This is a genomic window from Bacillus sp. M5A3_1b, assembly GCF_053345335.1.
On record NZ_JBKEZY010000008.1, the window covers coordinates 1 to 18,537 of the forward strand.

Genomic DNA, 18,537 nt, shown 5'->3' on the forward strand with positions numbered 1-18,537 from the left:
GCTTAGTGAGTATAAAGCCATATATATGATTAAAGACTATTTTCTTCTTCTATTCCAAACTATACAAAAAAACACCCAAGAGCTATCAAAGGTGTTACTCCGCCTGTTCAATCTCCTACAGCAAAACGGGCGGAAATCTCATCGATATGAGAAAAAAACGGTCTTTGATATATTAGGTGTCGTTTACAATTGTACCATGTCTGATAATCAAGCCGCTTAATTCAAAAAAGTGAAACCCGTTAGGGTTTATTTCGTATGCAAATCTTTCAATCACCTACACTTGCCCTTTAGAAAAAGAAACAATCTCGCCTAAAATTGACTTTGCATAAGCTTAGCTTGATAGCGATGGGGTACCGCCACATCGCTATCAAGCTAATAAAAATAAATGCAACAACAAAAAATGGCATGATAAACATAAAAAATAAATCAGATACCGATGTGGTGAGACCCCATAAAGAAAAGACACCCTAAGGTGCCTTCCTCCGACTTGAACCACTTTAATTTAATAATATGTATTGGACATTAAGTAAACACGTCCTATAAAACAGAATCATTTATTTTCAACAGATTGTTAGTGTACAAATACAAGAGAATCAAGATCGTTTGTTTGGCTAGATTAAAGCAACGCCACACCTATATGGTTGAGATGTGTTACGCCTTCTAATCGGAGAATCAGCTTTATAGAACGTGTCCACAATTTATATTTTACTACATGTAATATTTATTTTATGTAGTTTTTACAAATATGTATAATTACATAAAATTCACGAGAAAAAGAGAGTATACTTTGATATTGTGTAATAAAGATAAGGCCCACCTACGGAAATAGGTGGGTTTTTTATTGGGCATTACTATCTCATTGCACAAAAGGGAATTTGCATTAAAATAATTTCATATTCTTAGGGTTCTTATATTGAGAAAAAAGACACTCTTATGAGTGCCCCTTTTTTTAGTAACCGAATCCGCCGCTACCGCCGCCCCAACAACTACATCCTATAATGATTAACAGGATGAATAGAACGATCAGTAAAATAAATCCGCCACCTAACTGTCTACGCTTAAAGACTAAAGTTACCTTTAGCCCTCCAAGACTCGCTACGAGCGAATGGCTAGTTCTTACTCGACGGGAATCCCACCCGTTATATGATACGACCTAGGCTCGGCCGCACACCTGCCTCGTTAGTTAATATGAAAATGAAACCCAATATCTTTCAGGCGAAAGTATAATCTTGGTTTGGAAATATACAACTGTTTGGACATAAAAAAGACCATCGAAATGATGGTCTTGCAGACTGTAGACAAATGCATAAAATAACGAATGAACCTTTCTCTGAACACTTACTTTACTTCTTTTATAAATAGTCTAACGTTTTCAGCGATTTCTTTGAATTTGGTATGGTGTAAATAATGTGATCCATCCATGGTTACTACTTTTCCATGTACCGAGTCTTTGATCTGTCCTTCATGCAGAGGTATCCACCCTGCTACATCTTCATTATTCGCTTGTACAAAGAGAAGTAGTGGAAGATTTTTAGGGAAGATTAAACCTTGAGCCCCTTTAAAATTAGACGAAATATGGTCCATCTCATTCAAGGTTGTGTCATTATACATGTTTTTATTCGAAATCATTTTCATTTGCTCTACGGTTTTTTCATCAAATGCCAGTCCAGCATAGGGGTCAGCACTAATTTTCATAGCCAATCTTAAGAGACCTGATTTTTTGAGATATGCAAACGTTTTTAATGGGAAATTGATATCCATACCCGGTTGTGTTGCAACACTGCTATCGATTCCGACAAATGCAGTCACCTCGTTTGGATATTTGTTCACATAATCAATTCCATAAATACCTGTAATGGAGTGGCCCATGAGCATGTATCTGTTAATATTAAGCTGCTGTAGAGCTTCATGAACTTCACTTACCATATTCTCCGTGGTTCGCTCTTTTACAGTTTCATCACTTAATCCATAACCGAAAGGCTCTACCGCAACAACTTTGTAAAATAGAGATAATTCATTGATAAGAAGCTTAAAATCAAGCCCTGGAGTAGCTGTTCCATAGCCAGGCAGGAGCACGATTGTTTCCTCGCCCTCGCCTTGAATTAACACATTCATGTTTTTCCCGTCTACAGATACGTGCTGCCCGTAGTGCACTATTCGTTTTTGCTCCGAATGACTACTCATCACATTTACGATATAAACAATACCTAAAAAAAGTACAATGGCTAGAACGATTGCTCCTATGGTTTTAAGTAAGATGTTTCGCACTTTCTTTATTTTCATTCCACTCAGCGTTTTCTTTTCCTCTTGTTGTGTCACTGTCATCTTCTCCTGTCCTGATCTGTTTACCTTCCTTCAACTTAACCAATGAAGATGTACTCACCATGACGACAATATGAACTGAATATGAACTGCAAAAAAAATGCTACGGCTCTATATGCAAGTAAGCTTGCATATGAGTCGTAGCATAGAGAATGAATCTAACTAATCTGTTGGTGTAGTGATTGGCAAGGTGACAATGAAGATCGTTCCTTGACCAAGTTCACTTTTCACTCGGATGTCACCTTGATGAAGCGACACAATCTGTTTAACGATAGCGAGTCCCATACCACTTCCGTCATACTTACGACTGTGGGAACGATCGGCCTTAAAAAAACGCTCGAATATACGCTTCTGGTCGTCAAGGTGAATACCAATACCAGTGTCGGATATTAGGATTGTCACGTTTTTGATATCTTGTTTGATGCTTACGTTAATCACGCCGGCATCCTCGGAAAATTTGATGCTATTTCCGAGGATATTCGTCCATACCTGATTTAACAGGTCATGATCAGCCGTTACTTTAACTGTCTGTAAATCAAGCTCGAAATGTATATCGCGAGCAGACCATTGTGGCTGGAGCGCCACAATTATCCGTCGGATTTGTTCATCGAGGCTGAGCGTGACGAGCCGCAGTTGCTTTGACTGCGATTCAAGAAAACTCAGCTTTAGCAGGTTATCGCTCATTTTGGACATCCTTTTCGCTTCAGCGATGATAATATCAAGATAACGACTTCGTTCGTATTCTGAGAGGTCAACTTGCTTAAGCACTAGAGCATAACCGGATATCGAAGTGAGCGGAGACTGAACCTCGTGCGACACGTTCGTTACGAATTCCCTGCGCATCTGCTCAAGTTGCTGCAGATCGTGCATCATTTCTTCGAAGCTGCGAGCCAAAGTACCCAGCTCACTCGTTTGCTTAATATTCAACTTGACGTTGAAATCTCCAGATGCTATCCGCCTGGTCGCTTTTGTCAGCTTTTTTATCGGTCTTACCAGGAATACAGAGGCAACTAGAATCAATAAGCTTCCTGCAATCAACGAACATGTTGCAAAGACCAATGCCCACTTTGTGACAAAAGAGGCTGAAGGAGGAGCGAGCGCTTCCAAAAATATCGCTTTCGTTCCCATTTCCGTTTTCAACGGCAGCCCTAAGAGGACCGTGGCAATACCATTAGGAGTGTCCTGAACAACACCTCCATCTAATACTTTCTTTAGTTGCTCCATCGTCACAGGCGCAGGTTTGTGCCCGTGAAGTTTACCGTAAGACTTGAACTGACCCGTTGCTTCGTAAATTCGAATATAATAAGAATCGAGCTGCTTCATTTCACTTACGAACAAGTCCGCTTCACGTAACGGAAAGGTCTTGTAAATCCGGACGATGTCTTGGCCAAAGTTACGTGAGTTGATTTGAGCGTTTTCGTTCAATTTATCCTCGAATATCCAAGTTGACACCAAAAAAGAAATGATCGTACCCCCGATGATAGAGACTAAAAATGTCAGGACAACACGTATATATAAGGATCTGATCATTCATAAACCTCAAGCCGATACCCAAGCCCGCGCACCGTTTCGATCCGAAAATCGGGTGTTGTCGCGAACCGTTCACGCAGCCGTTTAATATGTACGTCTATCGTTCGATCATCTCCGGCGTAATCGATACCCCAAATCTGATCGATCAACTGCACGCGCGTATAGACTTGTCCGGGTGTTCCAGCGAGCTTATACAGCAATTCGAACTCCTTTAGCGGCAACGTAAGCGACTCCGTCCCTTTCATCACCTTATAGGTCTGTCGATCAAGGATGACGTTCCCTAAATGAATCGTCTGCGTGGAGCCAATCTTGTATCGTTTGAGTAGTGCCCTAACACGAACCGTCAACTCTAACGGATCGAATGGTTTGGTTAAATAATCGTCCGTCCCAAGTTCGAAACCTTTCACTTTCTCCCATGTTTCTCCTCTCGCAGTCAGCATAAGTAAAGGTAGATCAGGATTGGCTCTTCGGAGCTCCTTGCTTAACGTCCAACCATCCATAATCGGCATCATAATGTCAAGTACGACAAGATCGACATTCGTTGAGATGTAGACAGCCAGTGCTTCCTTGCCATCCGCTGCTTCAGCTGTTGCGAATCCGTCGTTGCGTAGAAATAAACAGACGAGTTCGCGAATGTTCGCATCGTCGTCAGCAACTAGTATAGTAGGCATCGTTTCCCTCTTTTCCCTATTTTCCACCGCATTATTTCAAGCAATCATTCTACTATAAATTAACACGTATGTTGATTAACCAAAGTAATACAGGTTCTTGATTTATCGACCTGTAGAATTCAAGTGTTTCTTTCAAACTAATTTTCCACTCAATTGACAAGGCTTCACAAAAAACAGGCGTGTGAAACCTGCAAATGACAAGCGTTTATTTTGTCTTTTGGCCTTGTGCACGAAGAAATTTCAGCAAAGCATAGGCAATTATAGCTGTGAATAACTGATTGAACAACGCATTGGATGTTGTGCCAAACAATACGGAAACGTTCAAATTCAGCTAAATCCAGCGGAAAAATGATTCAATTTCCCAGCGCTATTTGTACATGCGGCGATTCCTTCGGACAGATAGATTGGTAGAACACATATTCCCCAAACTACTCCAGTAATTACACCATCTGAAATAACACGTCCCATACCCACTAATTATTTTTCGTCAAATGCGTAGATGACGTGTCAACTTTGATTGCACATTCGTTCCAAATCATTACTTGTTAATTTAACTGAACTATGGTCCTCCTCATGAATTTTATTCATGCCTCCATTATATTTCTTCGTTTTATTTAATGCCATTACCAACATACAATAAGTGCATGCTCTATTATATGACCTTTGACAAGGGATGTATTTTTATGGAAGGATAAAGTGAAATGCAAAAAATTTTAGTTACAGGTGCTGCAGGTAAGATTGGCCAAGATGTTACAAGATTCCTAGATAAGCAAAGGAATTACCAGTTACGGCTAGCAGATATTAACTTATCTGCTTTAGAAACTTTTAAAGATATAAATCATGAAATCATATATTTAGATATTTCTGATTTAGCTGCTTGTCAAGAATTTACGAAAGGGATAGATATAGTTATAGACTTGGCAGGTAATCCTTCGCCAAATGCTGATTTTTATGGCTCCTTATTAGAAAATCATATAAAGGGAACCTATAATATTTTTAGAGCTGCTAGTGATAATAATGTATCCAAAGTGATAGTTGCTTCCAGTGCTCAAACAATTGAAGGCTATCCTTTGGATTATCAACCACATGCTTATTCACCCACGAGACCCAAAAATATGTACGGGGTAAGTAAGTGTTTCGCATAGGCTGTTGCTTCTTACTTTGCTTATGAAGAAGGGTTACAAAGTCTTGCTATTCGTATAATAATCCATACGGTAAACCACTAACAGCTAGAGATATGAGTACATACTTAAACCTAGAAGATTTTATGGACCTTCTCTTAAAGTCGATGACGGCAAAGAACTTACCTCCATTTTTAATTTTACATGGTGTATCTAACAACAGGTTTAAACGAATTGATATGGAGAAATATATTTCAATAATTCTTCATTAAGATGGGAATTAAATAACTCAACTTGAGTAAAATGAAAAACACCTCGATCCTTGTTATAGTGAGATTACCTAGAAATCACTACCACAGAAGAGGTGCCTTAACTACAATAGCTCAAAATAACCAATATCATCAACTACCAAAAGAACTTAATTCTATTTTTTCCGAGCTCGAAATGAAGATCCAGCTAAGGATACAGTCTATCGCTTCTTATAAACGGTGCCAATGTTCAATTGGCGCCCTTTCCTGCTACTGTTTAGTATGAATGCGATTAAAAAAGTAACTCGACTTACGAAAAAAAACGCTCCAAAGTGTTGATTGTGCTTATCATCGTAACTGCAGTAAAAAAGTTGAATTGCTAGCACACAATTTTGACACCTTGGTTAACTATTCCACCTTTGAAGTATTTCCTGTTTTTAATCAATGAGTAAGGGGCAAAATTTAAAGTATATGGTGGCACTATTTGTACTTCTTTCTGTAATCTCTACTCATCGAATAAATTTAGAGCTATCACTCATGCCTTCATTTGAACACCCCGATGAATGAACTAAGATAAGTTATGGATGAAGCGCCCGTGCCATCGCATCAAAATAATTCTGACTGGCACGCTGACTCACTTCGGCTTCAGGCACAAGTACTTCAAAGCAATGGAAGCAGCCGGGGTAGAGATGAAATTCAACATCTACTCCTGCTTGTGCAAGTCGTGTTACATATTCAATAATTTCATCTCGGAATAAATCGAGTTGACCTACACATGTATAAGTTGGCGGTAGTCCTGCTAAGTTGTCTGCTCTCGAAGGTACGGCATAGGGAGATGGTTCGTTAGTATCGTTCTTCTTTCCCAAGTACATATTCCAAGCCGTTAAATTGTTTGATCTATTCCATGTTGCATTGTCTTCTATAATCTCATAGCTTGATGGTGTTATGTTGTGGCTATCAAGCATCGGATACAGCGGCATCTGAAAAATAATAGATGGACCTCCTTTATCACGAGTCATTAATGCAAGCGCTGCTGTTAGTCCACCGCCTCCACTTGCACCGGCAATCGCAACTCGATTCACATCAATTCCAAGCGAGTCTGCCTCATTTGTCATCCAAACCAAGCCTGCATAACAATCTTCAATAGCCGCTGGATAAGGATGTTCGGGCGCAAGTCGATAATCGACAGACACAACAACGCATTCAGCATTCTGAACAAAGCGTTCACACAAAACATCGTCCATATCAGGGTGGCCCATTACGTATCCACCACCGTGAATCCACAGCATAGCTGGAAGTTTATCAAGATTCTTCTCAACGGGTTCGTAAATTTTAACTAACATCTCGCCGGCTGCGCCAGGAATCATTCGCTTGGTCATGTTTACAAGCTCTGATTTTTCCAAATGTGGATTCGACAAGAGACTTCGACTCGCCTCTAAATCCCCCTCTAATTGAAAGCCTGGAAATTGTGAGAAAGCCTGTTTTAATTCTGGTAATACTCGACTGTCAATTTTCATATAAATTCCTCCAGTTAAATAATGAGACTTGATGCAATCCTTATCGAATAATTAGCGGAATAGATGTGTCTCCTGTTCTCCTTCAGCTTCCCATTTGGCAATTTCCTCTCTTACACGAGGGGCAACTTCTGTTCCAAGCAATTCTATGGCACGCATGACTTGATCATGTGGCATGGTACTTAATGGTACATACATCATAAAGCGTGTAATCCCTACATGCTTACGAAGATGGATGATTTTTTCGGCGACTGTATCTGGATCACCAACATACAACGCCCCTTCAAAACTTCGTGCAGTATCAAAGCTGGAACGATCATAATAAGGCCACCCCCGCTCTTTACCAAGTTTATTCATGCCTGCCTGAGTGGAAGGGAAAAATGTATCTGCTGCCAATTCCGTATTCTCTCCAACAAATCCAATCGAATGAGACCCCACCTGAAGTTTTGACACATCATGACCAGCGTGAGCCGCCGCTTTCTTATATAGTTGTACAATTCGTGCAAAGTGCATTGGGCTACCACCAATAATCGCCAGCATAAGTGGTAATCCCAGAAAACCGGCACGGATAGCAGATTCCTGATTCCCACCGCTACCAACCCATATCGGTAAAGGATGTTGAACAGGTCTTGGATACACACCTAAATTATTGATTGCCGGTCGATGTCTGCCTTCCCAAGTCACTTTTTCGGACTGACGTATTTTGAGCAGTAGGTCCAAATGTTCTTCAAACAGTTCATCATAGTCCTTCAATTCATAACCAAACAGTGGAAAAGATTCTATAAAGGAACCACGCCCCGCCATAATCTCTGCACGTCCATTTGAAATGCCATCCAGTGTAGAGAAATCCTGAAAAACACGCACAGGATCAGCTGAAGAAAGCACGGTTACTGCACTCGCAAGCCGTATCTTTTTCGTTTGTGGTGCCGCCGCTGATAGAACCATCGCTGGAGAGGATGCTGCATAATCCTCCCTATGGTGCTCACCAACACCAAACACATCAAGTCCTACTTGATCAGCAAGAACGATTTCTTCAACAACTTCACGCAATCGCTGTGCGTGACTTATCACTTCACCACTATGTACATCTGGTTTCGTTTCTACAAAAGACGTAATACCTATTTCCATTTGTTATCTCTCCTAGTCCAATTAGATTTTAAGTCAAAAAAATTAATCATTTCCTTTATGGTAGTAACGTGTTTCTCATATTGGCTAACACACGTTTATTTCATAAAATCTTAACTCGTCTGGTCATAGCCCAAAAAAGAAGAGCGAAAGCACTGACAGAGGCTCCGAGTAAGGAAACCCCTCCCCAGCCAAAGTGTGCGTATATTTGAGTCGACGCAATTGAACCACCAGCACTGCCGATAGAATAAAACACCATATATCCAGCAGTAAGTCGACTCCGTGCTTCTGTATGCAATGGAAGGATCATGGTTTGATTCGTGACATGTATTGCCTGTACGGCCAAATCAAGTAGAACTATCCCTATTACTAATGCGATTAACGACTGCTCTATATAACTGATGAACAACCATGAAATCAATAATAGAGCTAAAGCAATGCCTGTCGTTCGTTGTCCGTAACCTTGATCGGCCAATTTTCCTGCCCGTGCCGCAGCTAAGGCTCCAGCCACACCTACAAGACCAAATGCGCCAATTGCACTATGAGATAGAGCAATTGGCGGTGTACTAAGTGGCAGTACTAGTGAAGTCCACAAAATGCTGAAATCAGCAAAAATCAGCATGGCTAGAACAGAGCGAACGCGTAACGTTCGTTCTTGAATAAACAAAGCAAGCACCGATCTAATCAACTGAGGGTAAGATAGCGATTTTACCTCGCGCTCAACATTGGGCAACATCTTTATAAACATAAAAACCATCAAAAGCATGAGCGCAGCAGAAAATAGATATACAGAACGCCATCCCGCAACATCTGTTAATATACCCGCAAAAGTACGCGCAAGAAGTATGCCAATAACAATCCCACTTGTTACAATGCCAACGACACGTCCTCTTTCTGTAGGGGAAGCGATGGTCGCTGCAAACGCCACGAGAGTCTGTGTCACAACTGCAAGCAGACCCACCAAAGCCATACCTGCGAAAAGTACTATGCTGGAGGAAGCAGTACCAACTATAACCAGAGCTGTTGTAGATAATAGCATCTGACCGACAATTAGACGTCGCTGGTTTAGCAAATCTCCAAGCGGTACGAGTAGCAGTAAGCCCAATCCATAAAAAATTTGTGTAACGGTAATAACAATACCAATAATGGAATGGTTAATACTAAACTCCTTAGATAGTTGATCAAGCAACGGCTGTGCAAAGTAAATATTGGCAACAGACATTCCACAGGCCGTCGCAAACAATAATGCCAAAGCGTGAGACATGGATGGCTGTTGATTCAAATTAGGTTTTGTTATGGAAGATTTATGACTTATCTTAGTGTAGAGTGGATCATCGTCTACATTTTTCTCTGTTTTAAACATACATTAACCTCCAATCACATTAGATTTTTAATCATAACGTACCGTTCGGTACAATATGATTACTGGTAAATATAACTTAGTCTCATTCATAATGTCAACGATTTTTTCACTAAAGTTAATGTTTCATTAAATGAATGGAGCTTAATTTGACAGGAAGAAGGGCTAATTATATAATAATTACATACTGTTTGGTAATAAAAACAACAATTGTAATTACCTACACACCTATCCTAAAACAATTAATAAAATCAAAGTTTGAGAAGGAGAATTCTTAATGGCAAGAACTCGTGAATTTGATGAGGATCAAGTTTTAGATGCAGCAATGCAGTTATTTTGGGAGAAGGGATATGAGGCTACCTCATTAAGTGATCTTACTTCTAGAATGGGCATTCAACGCCCTAGTATTTATTCGGCTTTTGGAGATAAGAAAGAATTGTTTGAAGCCGCACTTCGTAGATATACAATGTCTCGGGCCTCTGATATACGAAATAGGCTTCAAAGTCACTCCTCTGTAAAAGAGGCATTTTCTATTTTCTTTGCCGATGTCGTCAATGAAGAATACGCAGGGGATCTTAGTAAAGGTTGTTTTTGTATCAATACAATGGTTGAACTAGCACCTCATGATGAGAGATTTGAAATTTTGACCAGAGAACATCAAATGTACCTTGCCGTCATTTTTCAGGAGACGATCGAACGAGGAATTCAATCAGGTGAGCTGGAAGTCAACACAGATGCAAAGTCTTTGGCACAGGCACTGATTGTATCGTTAATCGGTCTAACGGTTATGATGAAATCTCGCCCCCAACGTTCATTTGTGGACAATGTAATAGCAGCGACGCTCACATTACTTAAGTGACATGATTGTATATGAAAGTACGAAAACTATACCTTTATAGGGGTAGCGTCAAATCTCCATCAAATCAAAATCTCATACCACCTCCTGAACGAAAATTTTATGCATGTTGTTCGTATTTATTGTTTGGGGATAAATCGTTCTTTAAGCTTGATGGCGATATGTTGGGCCCTTATATAAAAAAACCACAGTTCACACCAAAACTGTGGTTTTTTGAAGTACAAGGAATTACATGAATCATAAATCACTGTCTAAATTGTACTCCTCATTTATCAATATCTGTATCTAGTTTTCAACTTCGTAACAGAGCTAAGTTTAATTTCTTACAGAATGAAACCAAGGCAATTGTTTAACACATGTATCGCCATAACATATGCAAGGGATCTTTTAGAAATCAGATAAGCAATAGTAAGTATTACCGATCCTGGTAAATAGATAGCAATATCCGAAAGCTGGTTCGTATGAAGAAGTGTAAAAATTATAATTGAAATGATAGATGCAATAGTAGTACCAATATAATGCGAAAAGCGATTTATTAAAATATGACGAAACACAATTTCTTCAAGTATTGGACCCAGAATACCAAATACAAGCAATGTGAATATAAGAGGTGCCCCCGCACCTGCTTCAAGGAGCTGGTCTTGGTTCTCTGGCTGATCAGTTGCTAGAAAACGCATAACAGCCTGTTCTATAATTACCATAAGTAGAACCAACAGAGGAACACTTACTACTTTCAAAATTGTCTTCTCTTTAAAATATGCAAAACTCTCAATAATTTCGTTCTTAAATAAAATTATTCCAACAATAGCAGGTACAGTAAAACCGATGGCACCAAGGGCAAATTCTGATTCAACTAAATTGTAGTTAGTTAAAAGTGATATGCCAAATAATATGAACAAACCAATTTGAAATGGTAAGAACAGTGTTAAAATTACTAGCATAATAAGTTCTTTTTTATTCTTGTTTATAAAGTTCACTTTATTATTCCCCTAATTAAATTAGCTACAATCTTTGATTTTTCTTTCTGCATAAAGTTCTCCTTCCAAATATATTCATACAAGTTAACGAACCGAACCGTTCGGTTCGTTCTGTTCCAGTGTTCAATAATACTATATGTTTCTAGTTTTTTGAACCCTTTTTACAAAGTATTAACAAAAAAATATGTTAAAAACTAAATATATTTTTTTCTCAGTTGCTTATTTACAATCAAATTCCAATAATTGTTAATGATTAATCGTTTATGGAATGGAGTGAAAGTGGGAGTAGCCCGCCCCCTTTAGCTAATCCTATTAATAAAAATTAGATATAATAGTTATATGTTTATACATTAAAATTAACGATATTTTTTACTTCGTCTATGATTTTAGGTGAAATTAGTTGTATAATATGACTGAATTAATCAATTGGTCACATTATAATTGACAGAAAATTCACACGAATGATGTAGCTAATATATTTTAATTAACCTCACACTGTATTGTTTTAGGTTCCTATAAGTTAGGGATTGATAAAATGTTTTTACTTCAAGCTTATTTATACTTACAATAAAAATTCAAGAAAAATCATCTTAAATATTAAGTTCGTTTTATTAGGAGGGCCACAAAGCATGACTAAAGTCGATAAGGTAAAAGAAAAGATTATTGAAACATCTTTATATTTATTTAACACTAATGGGATAACTTACACATCCATCCAGGATATAATGACAGCTACTGAACTATCTAAAGGAGCTATTTATCGTAGATTCAAAAATAAAGAAGAAATTGTCCTTGCTGCCTACGACAAAAGTGGTGAGATTATGTGGGGGCATTTTCATAAAGCAATGGAAAATAAAAAGACAGCAATCGATAAAATCCTTGCCATTTTCCTTATATATCAAGATGCAGCTAATAATCCCCCTATTGCTGGAGGCTGTCCATTGCTTAATAGCGCAATTGAAAGTACAGGAGTATTTCCAGAATTACAAAAAGCAGCAGCAAAGGGTTATGATGATACAGTAATGTTAATGGCTTCTCTCATAAAAGAAGGAATAGAGAAACAAGAACTTAAAGAAGATATGGACATTATATCGCTCGCTTCTTTTCTTACATCTTCAATGGAGGGCGCTATTATGGCAAGTCGAGTATCGAACGATAATATACACCACCAGTATTTTATTGAACAAATAAAACATCATCTTTTCTCTTATTCTAAATAAGTGAGAACTTGTATTTCTTCCATTCAATTTTTATAGCTTAAACTGAATAAACCCCTCACATAAAAAGTATCTTCTATTTATGTGAGGGGTGAATAATTTTTAGCAAAGGGAGCTTTTTAGACGTTGTATATTAGGCATACAACCAACCTGTTTTTCACATACCTCGCCTTTTTATCCTACCCCTAAAATAAAAAAACAGCATTCCTGTCTTTTAAAAAAAGATCTTCAAATTTTCAGATACTCCTACTGTCGGCGTTCAAAAGCAAGACGTACAGCAAGACCCGTTAATACACTTGCCATAAGCCAACGCTGCACTCGCAGCCACGTTGGGCGTGTGCCAAACCATGTAGCAATTTTGCTTGCTGTAAACACAATTAAAAGGTTGACTATAAAACTAACAGTGATTTGCGTAAGGCCTAAAACTGCACCTTGTAGAAGTAACGATCCCTTCTCAGGATCTTCAAATTGAGGTAACAGTGACACATACAAAATAGCAATCTTTGGATTTAGAAGATTAGTCATAAGTCCCATTAGAAATAATTTCCGTAGTGGCTCATTAGAAATAGTACGAGGTTCCATAATAGAAGTAGCACTCGGTTTTATCGAATTCCAGGCGAGCCAAAGCAAGTAAGCAGCACCTGCCCACTTGACTGCTTCATAGACAGCGGGTACTGCAAGGAATAGAACTGTAAGTCCGAACATTGTTGCGATTATATAAATGACAAATCCGAGCATAATGCCCAAGAGAGAAATAAATCCTGCCATACGTCCTTGCGTAATGGAACGAGAAATGAGATAAATCATATTAGGCCCTGGTGAACAAACCATGCTAAGCGAAACAATTGCAAAGGCTAACAAAGCACTCAAGCTGACCATAACTCTTCCCCCTTCATGTTACATAAAATTTCCTATTGTACATTTTATCATGATTAAGGAGAAAAAAGATTAATATCAGTCGATGTAACTAAGTAATATAATCAGATCGAATTTATGGTAATGATATACTTCTCCTTCTCTTAAACAGAGATTTAAAAATAACCTATCCATATTGATACTACAGCAACTACTAACAAAGCAAAACAAATTGTGATATTTCGAACCCACTTTTGTATATCATCAAAATACCGTTCTATAAATATAGCGTTGATATAAACGATAAGAAATAAAACAACGAAAGTAAAGGAACCCAATTTATCGTTAAATTTTTCATTGGTATATGTGCTTACATGAAGGAATAGAAAAACAAACGCTACTATGAATAGCTCAAATATCCTTTTTTTATTCACCTTGCCACCACCTTACAATAATTCCCTTTTATTCCATTTTACCAGAACATAATGTGTAGCAGTATATGAATATTATATTCATGTCAAAAAGGCTAACAATTCAAGATTGTTAGCCTCTACTTTCCATCTTCGTACCTTTTATCACTTTACTTCCTAACAACTGGAATCCACATTTCACCAAATACTAAGCCGTCTCTTTGCCCCATCTCAACTGTTGTATTTGGCCCACCAACATAAGCAAAATCTTTTGCATCTGGTAAAGCTTGACCAAAGGCGATGCCAGTCAGCTTATTACTTAGCTCTTCAGCCGTTTTGTCTTCCCCTTTCACTACTAAGTATTCTCCCTTCGGAAACTGGATCACTCTAGATTCTTCTATTTGTGCTTCTGTCATGACACCAGCATAATACATCATCTTGTTATTCACCGCTTCGCTCACAGAAAAAATATATTCATTTGTAGCCAAAGTTTTTAAAGTAGCCAGCCTTCCATCTTGTTTAACAGCCTCCCAAAAGTCTTCTTTTTCTTTATTTATTCCAACAAAGTCTGTATAGTCACTCTTAATTTCAGTTCCAATTCCTAACACAATAAAGCTATCTTTTTCTTCAATCGTATAATTTTTCATATTCAAAACCTTCCTTTTTTTAAAATGAATCAAATGATTTATCTTTTCATCTGATGAGTTTATAATATCTTTAAATCATGTCAAAAAATGATACTGTTTAGGAGACTCCAATGAAAAAAGTTGAACGGATTAATACAATTATGCGGTATATCAACAATCGCTCCCACTTTACAATTACTGAAATCATACGAGAATTTAACATATCACGATCGACAGCTATTAGAGACATAAGAGAAATTGAAGCTATGGGCATGCCGCTTGTCGCTGAAGTTGGAAGAACTGGTGGATATTTTGTCATGCATAATTCTATCCTGCCCGTTGTTCGCTTTACTGACAATGAAGTCAAAGCTCTTTTTATTGCCTTTATGGCTACAAGAAATCAACAACTTCCCTATCTAAAGAGTCGCCAATCTTTAGCCGAAAAACTACTAGGACTCATCTCAGAAACCCAGCAAGATGACCTCGTTCTTTTAAATCAACTCTTGCTTTTTGAAGGGACTAACCCACATAATCCCGATCTACTGGAGCTTTCTGACCTACCCCACCCTATGTTAGAAAAACTCATCCAAATCCTTCTTTTGGATAGACATTTATTGATTACTGTCAAAGAAGAAGAAATCAAGTCTTATCCAATATATCTATTACACCTTTATCAAGAAAAAAGCCATTGGATTATTGAAGGGTTTGACTTAAAAGAGGAAAAGAAACTGCTGTTTCCTGTCGATGACCTCATCAATATCGAACCGTACACGACGAAAAAGAGGTTAAATAAGAAACAGATTTTAGAAAAACTAAATAAGAAGGACGAAGCAATTAACCTTGTACTTGAACTTGGTCCAAAAGCGATTGCCCAGTACAAAAAATACCATCCTTTAAAAATTTCAATTTCTTATACAAACCCTTACCAATCCACAGCCATTTTAAAAACATTTATCGATGTTAACAATTCCGATGACGTGACAGAGATAACAAATTGGCTACTTTTCCTAGGGAAAGATATCACAATCAAGGAAATGCCTGAAGAAGCATTAAATGATTTACAAGAGCGGTTATGTTTATATTCTCCATGAGCAGTGATCGCTTAAACCCAAAAATATTGAGTTTAATTCGTTACCAGTTGCCCATATTTTTTACCATGAGAGCACAATACATAATAAAAGCACGGAAAACCTTCCCGTGCTTTTTCAAAAATATATATAATTTCGGATGACTTAATTCACTTACCCTAACTGACGTTTAAATGCTTTACTTGCGAAAAAGTAAGAGATGATCATGATACCCACGCACCAAGCAAGTGCAGTCCAAATATCGTTGCCAACAGTCCCTTCATATAATAGGGCGCGAATCGCATTCACGATTGAAGTTACAGGCTGATTCTCAGCAAACGCACGAACAATTTTAGGCATCGTTTCAGTAGGTACAAAGGCCGAACTAATAAATGGAAGAAAAATTAGTGGGTACGAGTAAGCTGTCGCTCCTTCCATAGACTTCGCTTTCAGCCCTGGAATGATAGCTAGCCATGTTAGCGCTAACGTAAACATCCCCAGTATTCCCGCTACCGCAAGCCAATCTAGCATATTTGCACTAGAACGAAAGCCCATTAAGAGCGCAACAAGAATAACCACCACAATAGTAAGCACATTAGCAACAAGAGAAGTTAAAACGTGAGCCCACAATATCGATGAGCGCTTAATGGGCATCGTAATGAAACGCGCCATCAGTCCACTCTTTACATCCGTAAATAATCGTACAGAAGTGTAAGCCACACCAGATGCGATAGCCATTAGCAAAATTCCTGGCAATAAATAATTAACGTAGTTATCCGTTCCTGTCTTTATTGCGCCGCCAAACACGTAGACAAATAATAGCATCATCATAATCGGTGTAATCGCTACTGTAATAATTGTATCTGGGCTTCGCATAATATTACGCATTAAGCGCCCTAGTAATACCCCTGTTTTGCTTTTCATTTACATCTCCTCCTTTTTACCGATAATCGCAAGGAAAATTTCTTCCAATGTTGGCTGCTTTTCGATATACTCTACTTTTGCTGGCGGGAACATCTCTTTCAGTTCAGTAAGAGTACCTGTCGTAATAATTGTTCCACCATGCAAAATAGCGATACGGTCCGCCAGTTGTTCTGCTTCCTCCAAGTACTGAGTCGTGAGCAAGATCGTTGTGCCGCTGCCGGCAAGTTCCTTGACAGTATCCCACACTTCGATCCGCGCTTCCGGATCAAGTCCAGTCGTTGGTTCGTCAAGAAAAATAACTGCTGGCGCCCCAATCAAACTCATCGCGATATCAAGTCGGCGCTTCATCCCGCCTGAATACTGGTCTGCCCTCTGGTTGGCCGCATCAGTCAGGCTAAATCTTGCAAGTAGATTGTCAGCAACTTGAGTGGGATTGGAAACACCACGTAACTTAGCAATCATTATCAAGTTTTCCCTTCCAGTAAGCATGCCGTCTAAAGCTGCGAACTGTCCTGTCAAACTGATGCTTTGACGAACATGATCTGATTGACGTTGGACGTCAAAACCGCAAATACTTACTTCACCATCATCTTGATTCATTAGCGTTGAAAGGATGTTGACCGTTGTCGTCTTTCCCGCTCCATTTGAGCCTAGCAGCGCGAAAATTTCGCCACGCTGCACCTCAAAATCCACTCCCTTTAGGACTTCTTTATCTTTAAAAGATTTTTTTAACCCTTTTATAGAAATTGCTGCATTGCTCATACTTTTTCCCCCTTATTAAAATAGGTTACCTATAACCTCTATTTAGTATCACTGATAATCTGTATTACTTAGTACTGGTTTAAAAATATAACTGAATAGCGATGGCGGCAATTCACATTTGTAACCAGCTAATCAGTCGGTATTACTAATTGCATTTATTTTTTTCTCAATTTCTTCATAATACTTTCATTCAAATCTTCACGATACTTAGAGACATACGTTTTAGCGTTTGCCACTAGTTCGTCAGCAAAGGATGCTACGTCCTCCCCAGTAATGTCAAGCACTTGTCTGCCTTCCGCTGCACCAGCTTCAAACAAATCGATTAATTCATACTGTATATGCAGCATATCCATCCCATTACCCGCTGAGAAATTCCACATGTAGTTTTGAATTTTCTTAAACACAAACTGATAATCCTCTGGCAGTGCTCCAACACGTGCCATCATCATTTTGTACTCTTTTTTATCACCGATTAATTTTTTAAACATTTCCAACATCTTATTTTCCTCCTTTTTTATAAAGCAGAACAAGAAACTCTCCAAATATGAGCCGGAACATTTTATATTATGAGGCTATTTTGACTTCAAGACGTTAATTTTTGAAGAAACGAAATCCCATTTTTCCCAAAATAATTCAAGCTCCTGACGGCCATCATCATTTAATGAATAAAACTTACGAGGCGGTCCCATATCTGATGGTTTCTTTTCAATATTCACAAGCTTTTTCTTTTCTAATCGTACAAGGATAGTATAAACCGTCCCTTCCACAACCTCTGTAAACCCAAGATCATTCAGGTGGCGGGTAATCTCATAGCCATACGTTTCACGGCGACTAATGATTTCCAGCACACACCCTTCCAGTGAACCTTTCAGCATTTCAGTTAAATTTTCCATGTCCTGATCCTCCTTTACCCCCTATTCTGTCTGACTTATATTCAGTATCACAGAGTACT

17 protein-coding genes and 4 pseudogenes are annotated in these 18,537 nt (G+C 38.5%); 5 read left to right on the forward strand and 16 right to left on the reverse strand.

All coding sequences use genetic code 11. The annotated features are described in order from the left end of the window. Window positions 1–220: pseudogene (locus ACLBWW_RS21275) on the forward strand (IS4 family transposase); the annotation flags it as partial. 729 nt (window positions 221–949) lie between these two features. On the opposite strand, the pseudogene ACLBWW_RS21280 reads toward ACLBWW_RS21275, so the two are convergent. From ACLBWW_RS21280 to ACLBWW_RS21300, 5 genes and pseudogenes are all read right to left on the reverse strand, one after another. Then, window positions 950–1,045 (reverse strand): annotated as a pseudogene (locus tag ACLBWW_RS21280) (YjcZ family sporulation protein); the annotation flags it as partial. Window positions 1,046–1,338: 293 nt separating this feature from the next. Next, window positions 1,339–2,319, reverse strand: a complete 981-nt coding sequence (locus ACLBWW_RS21285) for an alpha/beta hydrolase (protein WP_048543759.1) — start codon at window positions 2,317–2,319, stop codon at window positions 1,339–1,341. 165 nt (window positions 2,320–2,484) lie between these two features. Continuing rightward, window positions 2,485–3,852 carry a sensor histidine kinase gene (locus ACLBWW_RS21290; RefSeq protein ID WP_048543761.1) on the reverse strand — a complete coding sequence of 456 codons (1,368 nt, stop codon included), beginning with the start codon at window positions 3,850–3,852 and terminating at the stop codon, window positions 2,485–2,487. Next, window positions 3,849–4,523, reverse strand: a complete 675-nt coding sequence (locus tag ACLBWW_RS21295; RefSeq protein WP_048543763.1) for a response regulator transcription factor — start codon at window positions 4,521–4,523, stop codon at window positions 3,849–3,851. The genes ACLBWW_RS21290 and ACLBWW_RS21295 overlap by 4 nt, the downstream gene beginning before the upstream one ends. Before the next feature lie 384 nt (window positions 4,524–4,907). Then, window positions 4,908–5,111: pseudogene (locus ACLBWW_RS21300) on the reverse strand (hypothetical protein); the annotation flags it as partial. Between the two features lie 113 nt (window positions 5,112–5,224). Here ACLBWW_RS21300 and ACLBWW_RS21305 point away from each other — a divergent pair. Next, window positions 5,225–5,889, forward strand: a pseudogene (locus tag ACLBWW_RS21305) (NAD-dependent epimerase/dehydratase family protein); the annotation flags it as partial. Between the two features lie 581 nt (window positions 5,890–6,470). On the opposite strand, the gene ACLBWW_RS21310 reads toward ACLBWW_RS21305, so the two are convergent. From ACLBWW_RS21310 to ACLBWW_RS21320, 3 genes are all read right to left on the reverse strand, one after another. Further along, complete coding sequence (locus tag ACLBWW_RS21310; RefSeq protein WP_048543765.1) at window positions 6,471–7,409, reverse strand: alpha/beta hydrolase; 939 nt, start codon at window positions 7,407–7,409, stop codon at window positions 6,471–6,473. Between the two features lie 51 nt (window positions 7,410–7,460). Next, window positions 7,461–8,534, reverse strand: a complete 1,074-nt coding sequence (locus ACLBWW_RS21315; RefSeq protein ID WP_000402360.1) for an LLM class flavin-dependent oxidoreductase — start codon at window positions 8,532–8,534, stop codon at window positions 7,461–7,463. Window positions 8,535–8,634: 100 nt separating this feature from the next. After that, window positions 8,635–9,894: an MFS transporter gene (locus tag ACLBWW_RS21320; RefSeq protein ID WP_048543767.1), complete on the reverse strand. Its 1,260-nt coding sequence runs from the start codon at window positions 9,892–9,894 to the stop codon at window positions 8,635–8,637. A 274-nt stretch (window positions 9,895–10,168) separates the two neighbouring features. Here ACLBWW_RS21320 and ACLBWW_RS21325 point away from each other — a divergent pair, with 274 nt between their 5' ends. Beyond that, window positions 10,169–10,750: a TetR/AcrR family transcriptional regulator gene (locus tag ACLBWW_RS21325; protein ID WP_048543769.1), complete on the forward strand. Its 582-nt coding sequence runs from the start codon at window positions 10,169–10,171 to the stop codon at window positions 10,748–10,750. A gap of 320 nt (window positions 10,751–11,070) precedes the next feature. On the opposite strand, the gene ACLBWW_RS21330 is transcribed toward ACLBWW_RS21325, so the two are convergent. Continuing rightward, window positions 11,071–11,724: a CPBP family intramembrane glutamic endopeptidase gene (locus tag ACLBWW_RS21330; RefSeq protein WP_048543773.1), complete on the reverse strand. Its 654-nt coding sequence runs from the start codon at window positions 11,722–11,724 to the stop codon at window positions 11,071–11,073. Between the two features lie 629 nt (window positions 11,725–12,353). Between ACLBWW_RS21330 and ACLBWW_RS21335 the strand changes: the two genes are divergently transcribed. Next, window positions 12,354–12,944: a TetR/AcrR family transcriptional regulator gene (locus ACLBWW_RS21335; RefSeq protein ID WP_048543775.1), complete on the forward strand. Its 591-nt coding sequence runs from the start codon at window positions 12,354–12,356 to the stop codon at window positions 12,942–12,944. Between the two features lie 243 nt (window positions 12,945–13,187). On the opposite strand, the gene ACLBWW_RS21340 is transcribed toward ACLBWW_RS21335, so the two are convergent. The 3 genes from ACLBWW_RS21340 to ACLBWW_RS21350 form a co-directional block, all read right to left on the reverse strand. Continuing rightward, a complete protein-coding gene (locus ACLBWW_RS21340) occupies window positions 13,188–13,820 on the reverse strand; it encodes a LysE family translocator (RefSeq protein WP_447614224.1) in 633 nt (210 codons plus the stop codon). Between the two features lie 152 nt (window positions 13,821–13,972). Then, on the reverse strand, window positions 13,973–14,230 hold the full coding sequence (locus ACLBWW_RS21345) for a DUF3963 domain-containing protein (protein WP_048543778.1): 258 nt from the start codon (window positions 14,228–14,230) through the stop codon (window positions 13,973–13,975). Window positions 14,231–14,376: 146 nt separating this feature from the next. Next, complete coding sequence (locus ACLBWW_RS21350) at window positions 14,377–14,853, reverse strand: GyrI-like domain-containing protein (RefSeq protein ID WP_048543781.1); 477 nt, start codon at window positions 14,851–14,853, stop codon at window positions 14,377–14,379. Window positions 14,854–14,963: 110 nt separating this feature from the next. Between ACLBWW_RS21350 and ACLBWW_RS21355 the strand changes: the two genes are divergently transcribed. Then, the gene (locus ACLBWW_RS21355) at window positions 14,964–15,923 is read left to right on the forward strand and encodes a helix-turn-helix transcriptional regulator (protein ID WP_048543782.1); all 960 of its coding nucleotides are present in this window, start codon (window positions 14,964–14,966) and stop codon (window positions 15,921–15,923) included. Between the two features lie 150 nt (window positions 15,924–16,073). Here the strand turns inward: ACLBWW_RS21355 and ACLBWW_RS21360 are convergent, their stop codons facing one another. The 4 genes from ACLBWW_RS21360 to ACLBWW_RS21375 form a co-directional block, all read right to left on the reverse strand. Continuing rightward, a complete protein-coding gene (locus tag ACLBWW_RS21360; protein ID WP_000837803.1) occupies window positions 16,074–16,823 on the reverse strand; it encodes an ABC transporter permease in 750 nt (249 codons plus the stop codon). After that, window positions 16,824–17,585 carry an ABC transporter ATP-binding protein gene (locus tag ACLBWW_RS21365; protein ID WP_098631170.1) on the reverse strand — a complete coding sequence of 254 codons (762 nt, stop codon included), beginning with the start codon at window positions 17,583–17,585 and terminating at the stop codon, window positions 16,824–16,826. Between the two features lie 155 nt (window positions 17,586–17,740). Next, on the reverse strand, window positions 17,741–18,082 hold the full coding sequence (locus ACLBWW_RS21370) for a DUF1048 domain-containing protein (protein WP_000891990.1): 342 nt from the start codon (window positions 18,080–18,082) through the stop codon (window positions 17,741–17,743). Window positions 18,083–18,157: 75 nt separating this feature from the next. Next, a complete protein-coding gene (locus tag ACLBWW_RS21375; protein WP_098131987.1) occupies window positions 18,158–18,478 on the reverse strand; it encodes a PadR family transcriptional regulator in 321 nt (106 codons plus the stop codon). Window positions 18,479–18,537 lie beyond the last annotated feature (59 nt).

What these genes read in the sequence shown, in the direction of transcription:
- ACLBWW_RS21325 (WP_048543769.1), top strand. Translation starts at nt 10,169, where the DNA reads ATGGCAAGAACTCGTGAATTTGATGAGGATCAAGTTTTAGATGCAGCA.
- ACLBWW_RS21315 (WP_000402360.1), bottom strand. Translation starts at nt 8,534, where the DNA reads ATGGAAATAGGTATTACGTCTTTTGTAGAAACGAAACCAGATGTACAT.
- ACLBWW_RS21310 (WP_048543765.1), bottom strand. Translation starts at nt 7,409, where the DNA reads ATGAAAATTGACAGTCGAGTATTACCAGAATTAAAACAGGCTTTCTCA.
- ACLBWW_RS21340 (WP_447614224.1), bottom strand. Translation starts at nt 13,820, where the DNA reads ATGGTCAGCTTGAGTGCTTTGTTAGCCTTTGCAATTGTTTCGCTTAGC.
- ACLBWW_RS21360 (WP_000837803.1), bottom strand. Translation starts at nt 16,823, where the DNA reads ATGAAAAGCAAAACAGGGGTATTACTAGGGCGCTTAATGCGTAATATT.
- ACLBWW_RS21290 (WP_048543761.1), bottom strand. Translation starts at nt 3,852, where the DNA reads ATGATCAGATCCTTATATATACGTGTTGTCCTGACATTTTTAGTCTCT.
- ACLBWW_RS21355 (WP_048543782.1), top strand. Translation starts at nt 14,964, where the DNA reads ATGAAAAAAGTTGAACGGATTAATACAATTATGCGGTATATCAACAAT.
- ACLBWW_RS21335 (WP_048543775.1), top strand. Translation starts at nt 12,354, where the DNA reads ATGACTAAAGTCGATAAGGTAAAAGAAAAGATTATTGAAACATCTTTA.
- ACLBWW_RS21350 (WP_048543781.1), bottom strand. Translation starts at nt 14,853, where the DNA reads ATGAAAAATTATACGATTGAAGAAAAAGATAGCTTTATTGTGTTAGGA.
- ACLBWW_RS21295 (WP_048543763.1), bottom strand. Translation starts at nt 4,523, where the DNA reads ATGCCTACTATACTAGTTGCTGACGACGATGCGAACATTCGCGAACTC.
- ACLBWW_RS21375 (WP_098131987.1), bottom strand. Translation starts at nt 18,478, where the DNA reads ATGGAAAATTTAACTGAAATGCTGAAAGGTTCACTGGAAGGGTGTGTG.
- ACLBWW_RS21370 (WP_000891990.1), bottom strand. Translation starts at nt 18,082, where the DNA reads ATGTTGGAAATGTTTAAAAAATTAATCGGTGATAAAAAAGAGTACAAA.
- ACLBWW_RS21365 (WP_098631170.1), bottom strand. Translation starts at nt 17,585, where the DNA reads ATGAGCAATGCAGCAATTTCTATAAAAGGGTTAAAAAAATCTTTTAAA.
- ACLBWW_RS21320 (WP_048543767.1), bottom strand. Translation starts at nt 9,894, where the DNA reads ATGTTTAAAACAGAGAAAAATGTAGACGATGATCCACTCTACACTAAG.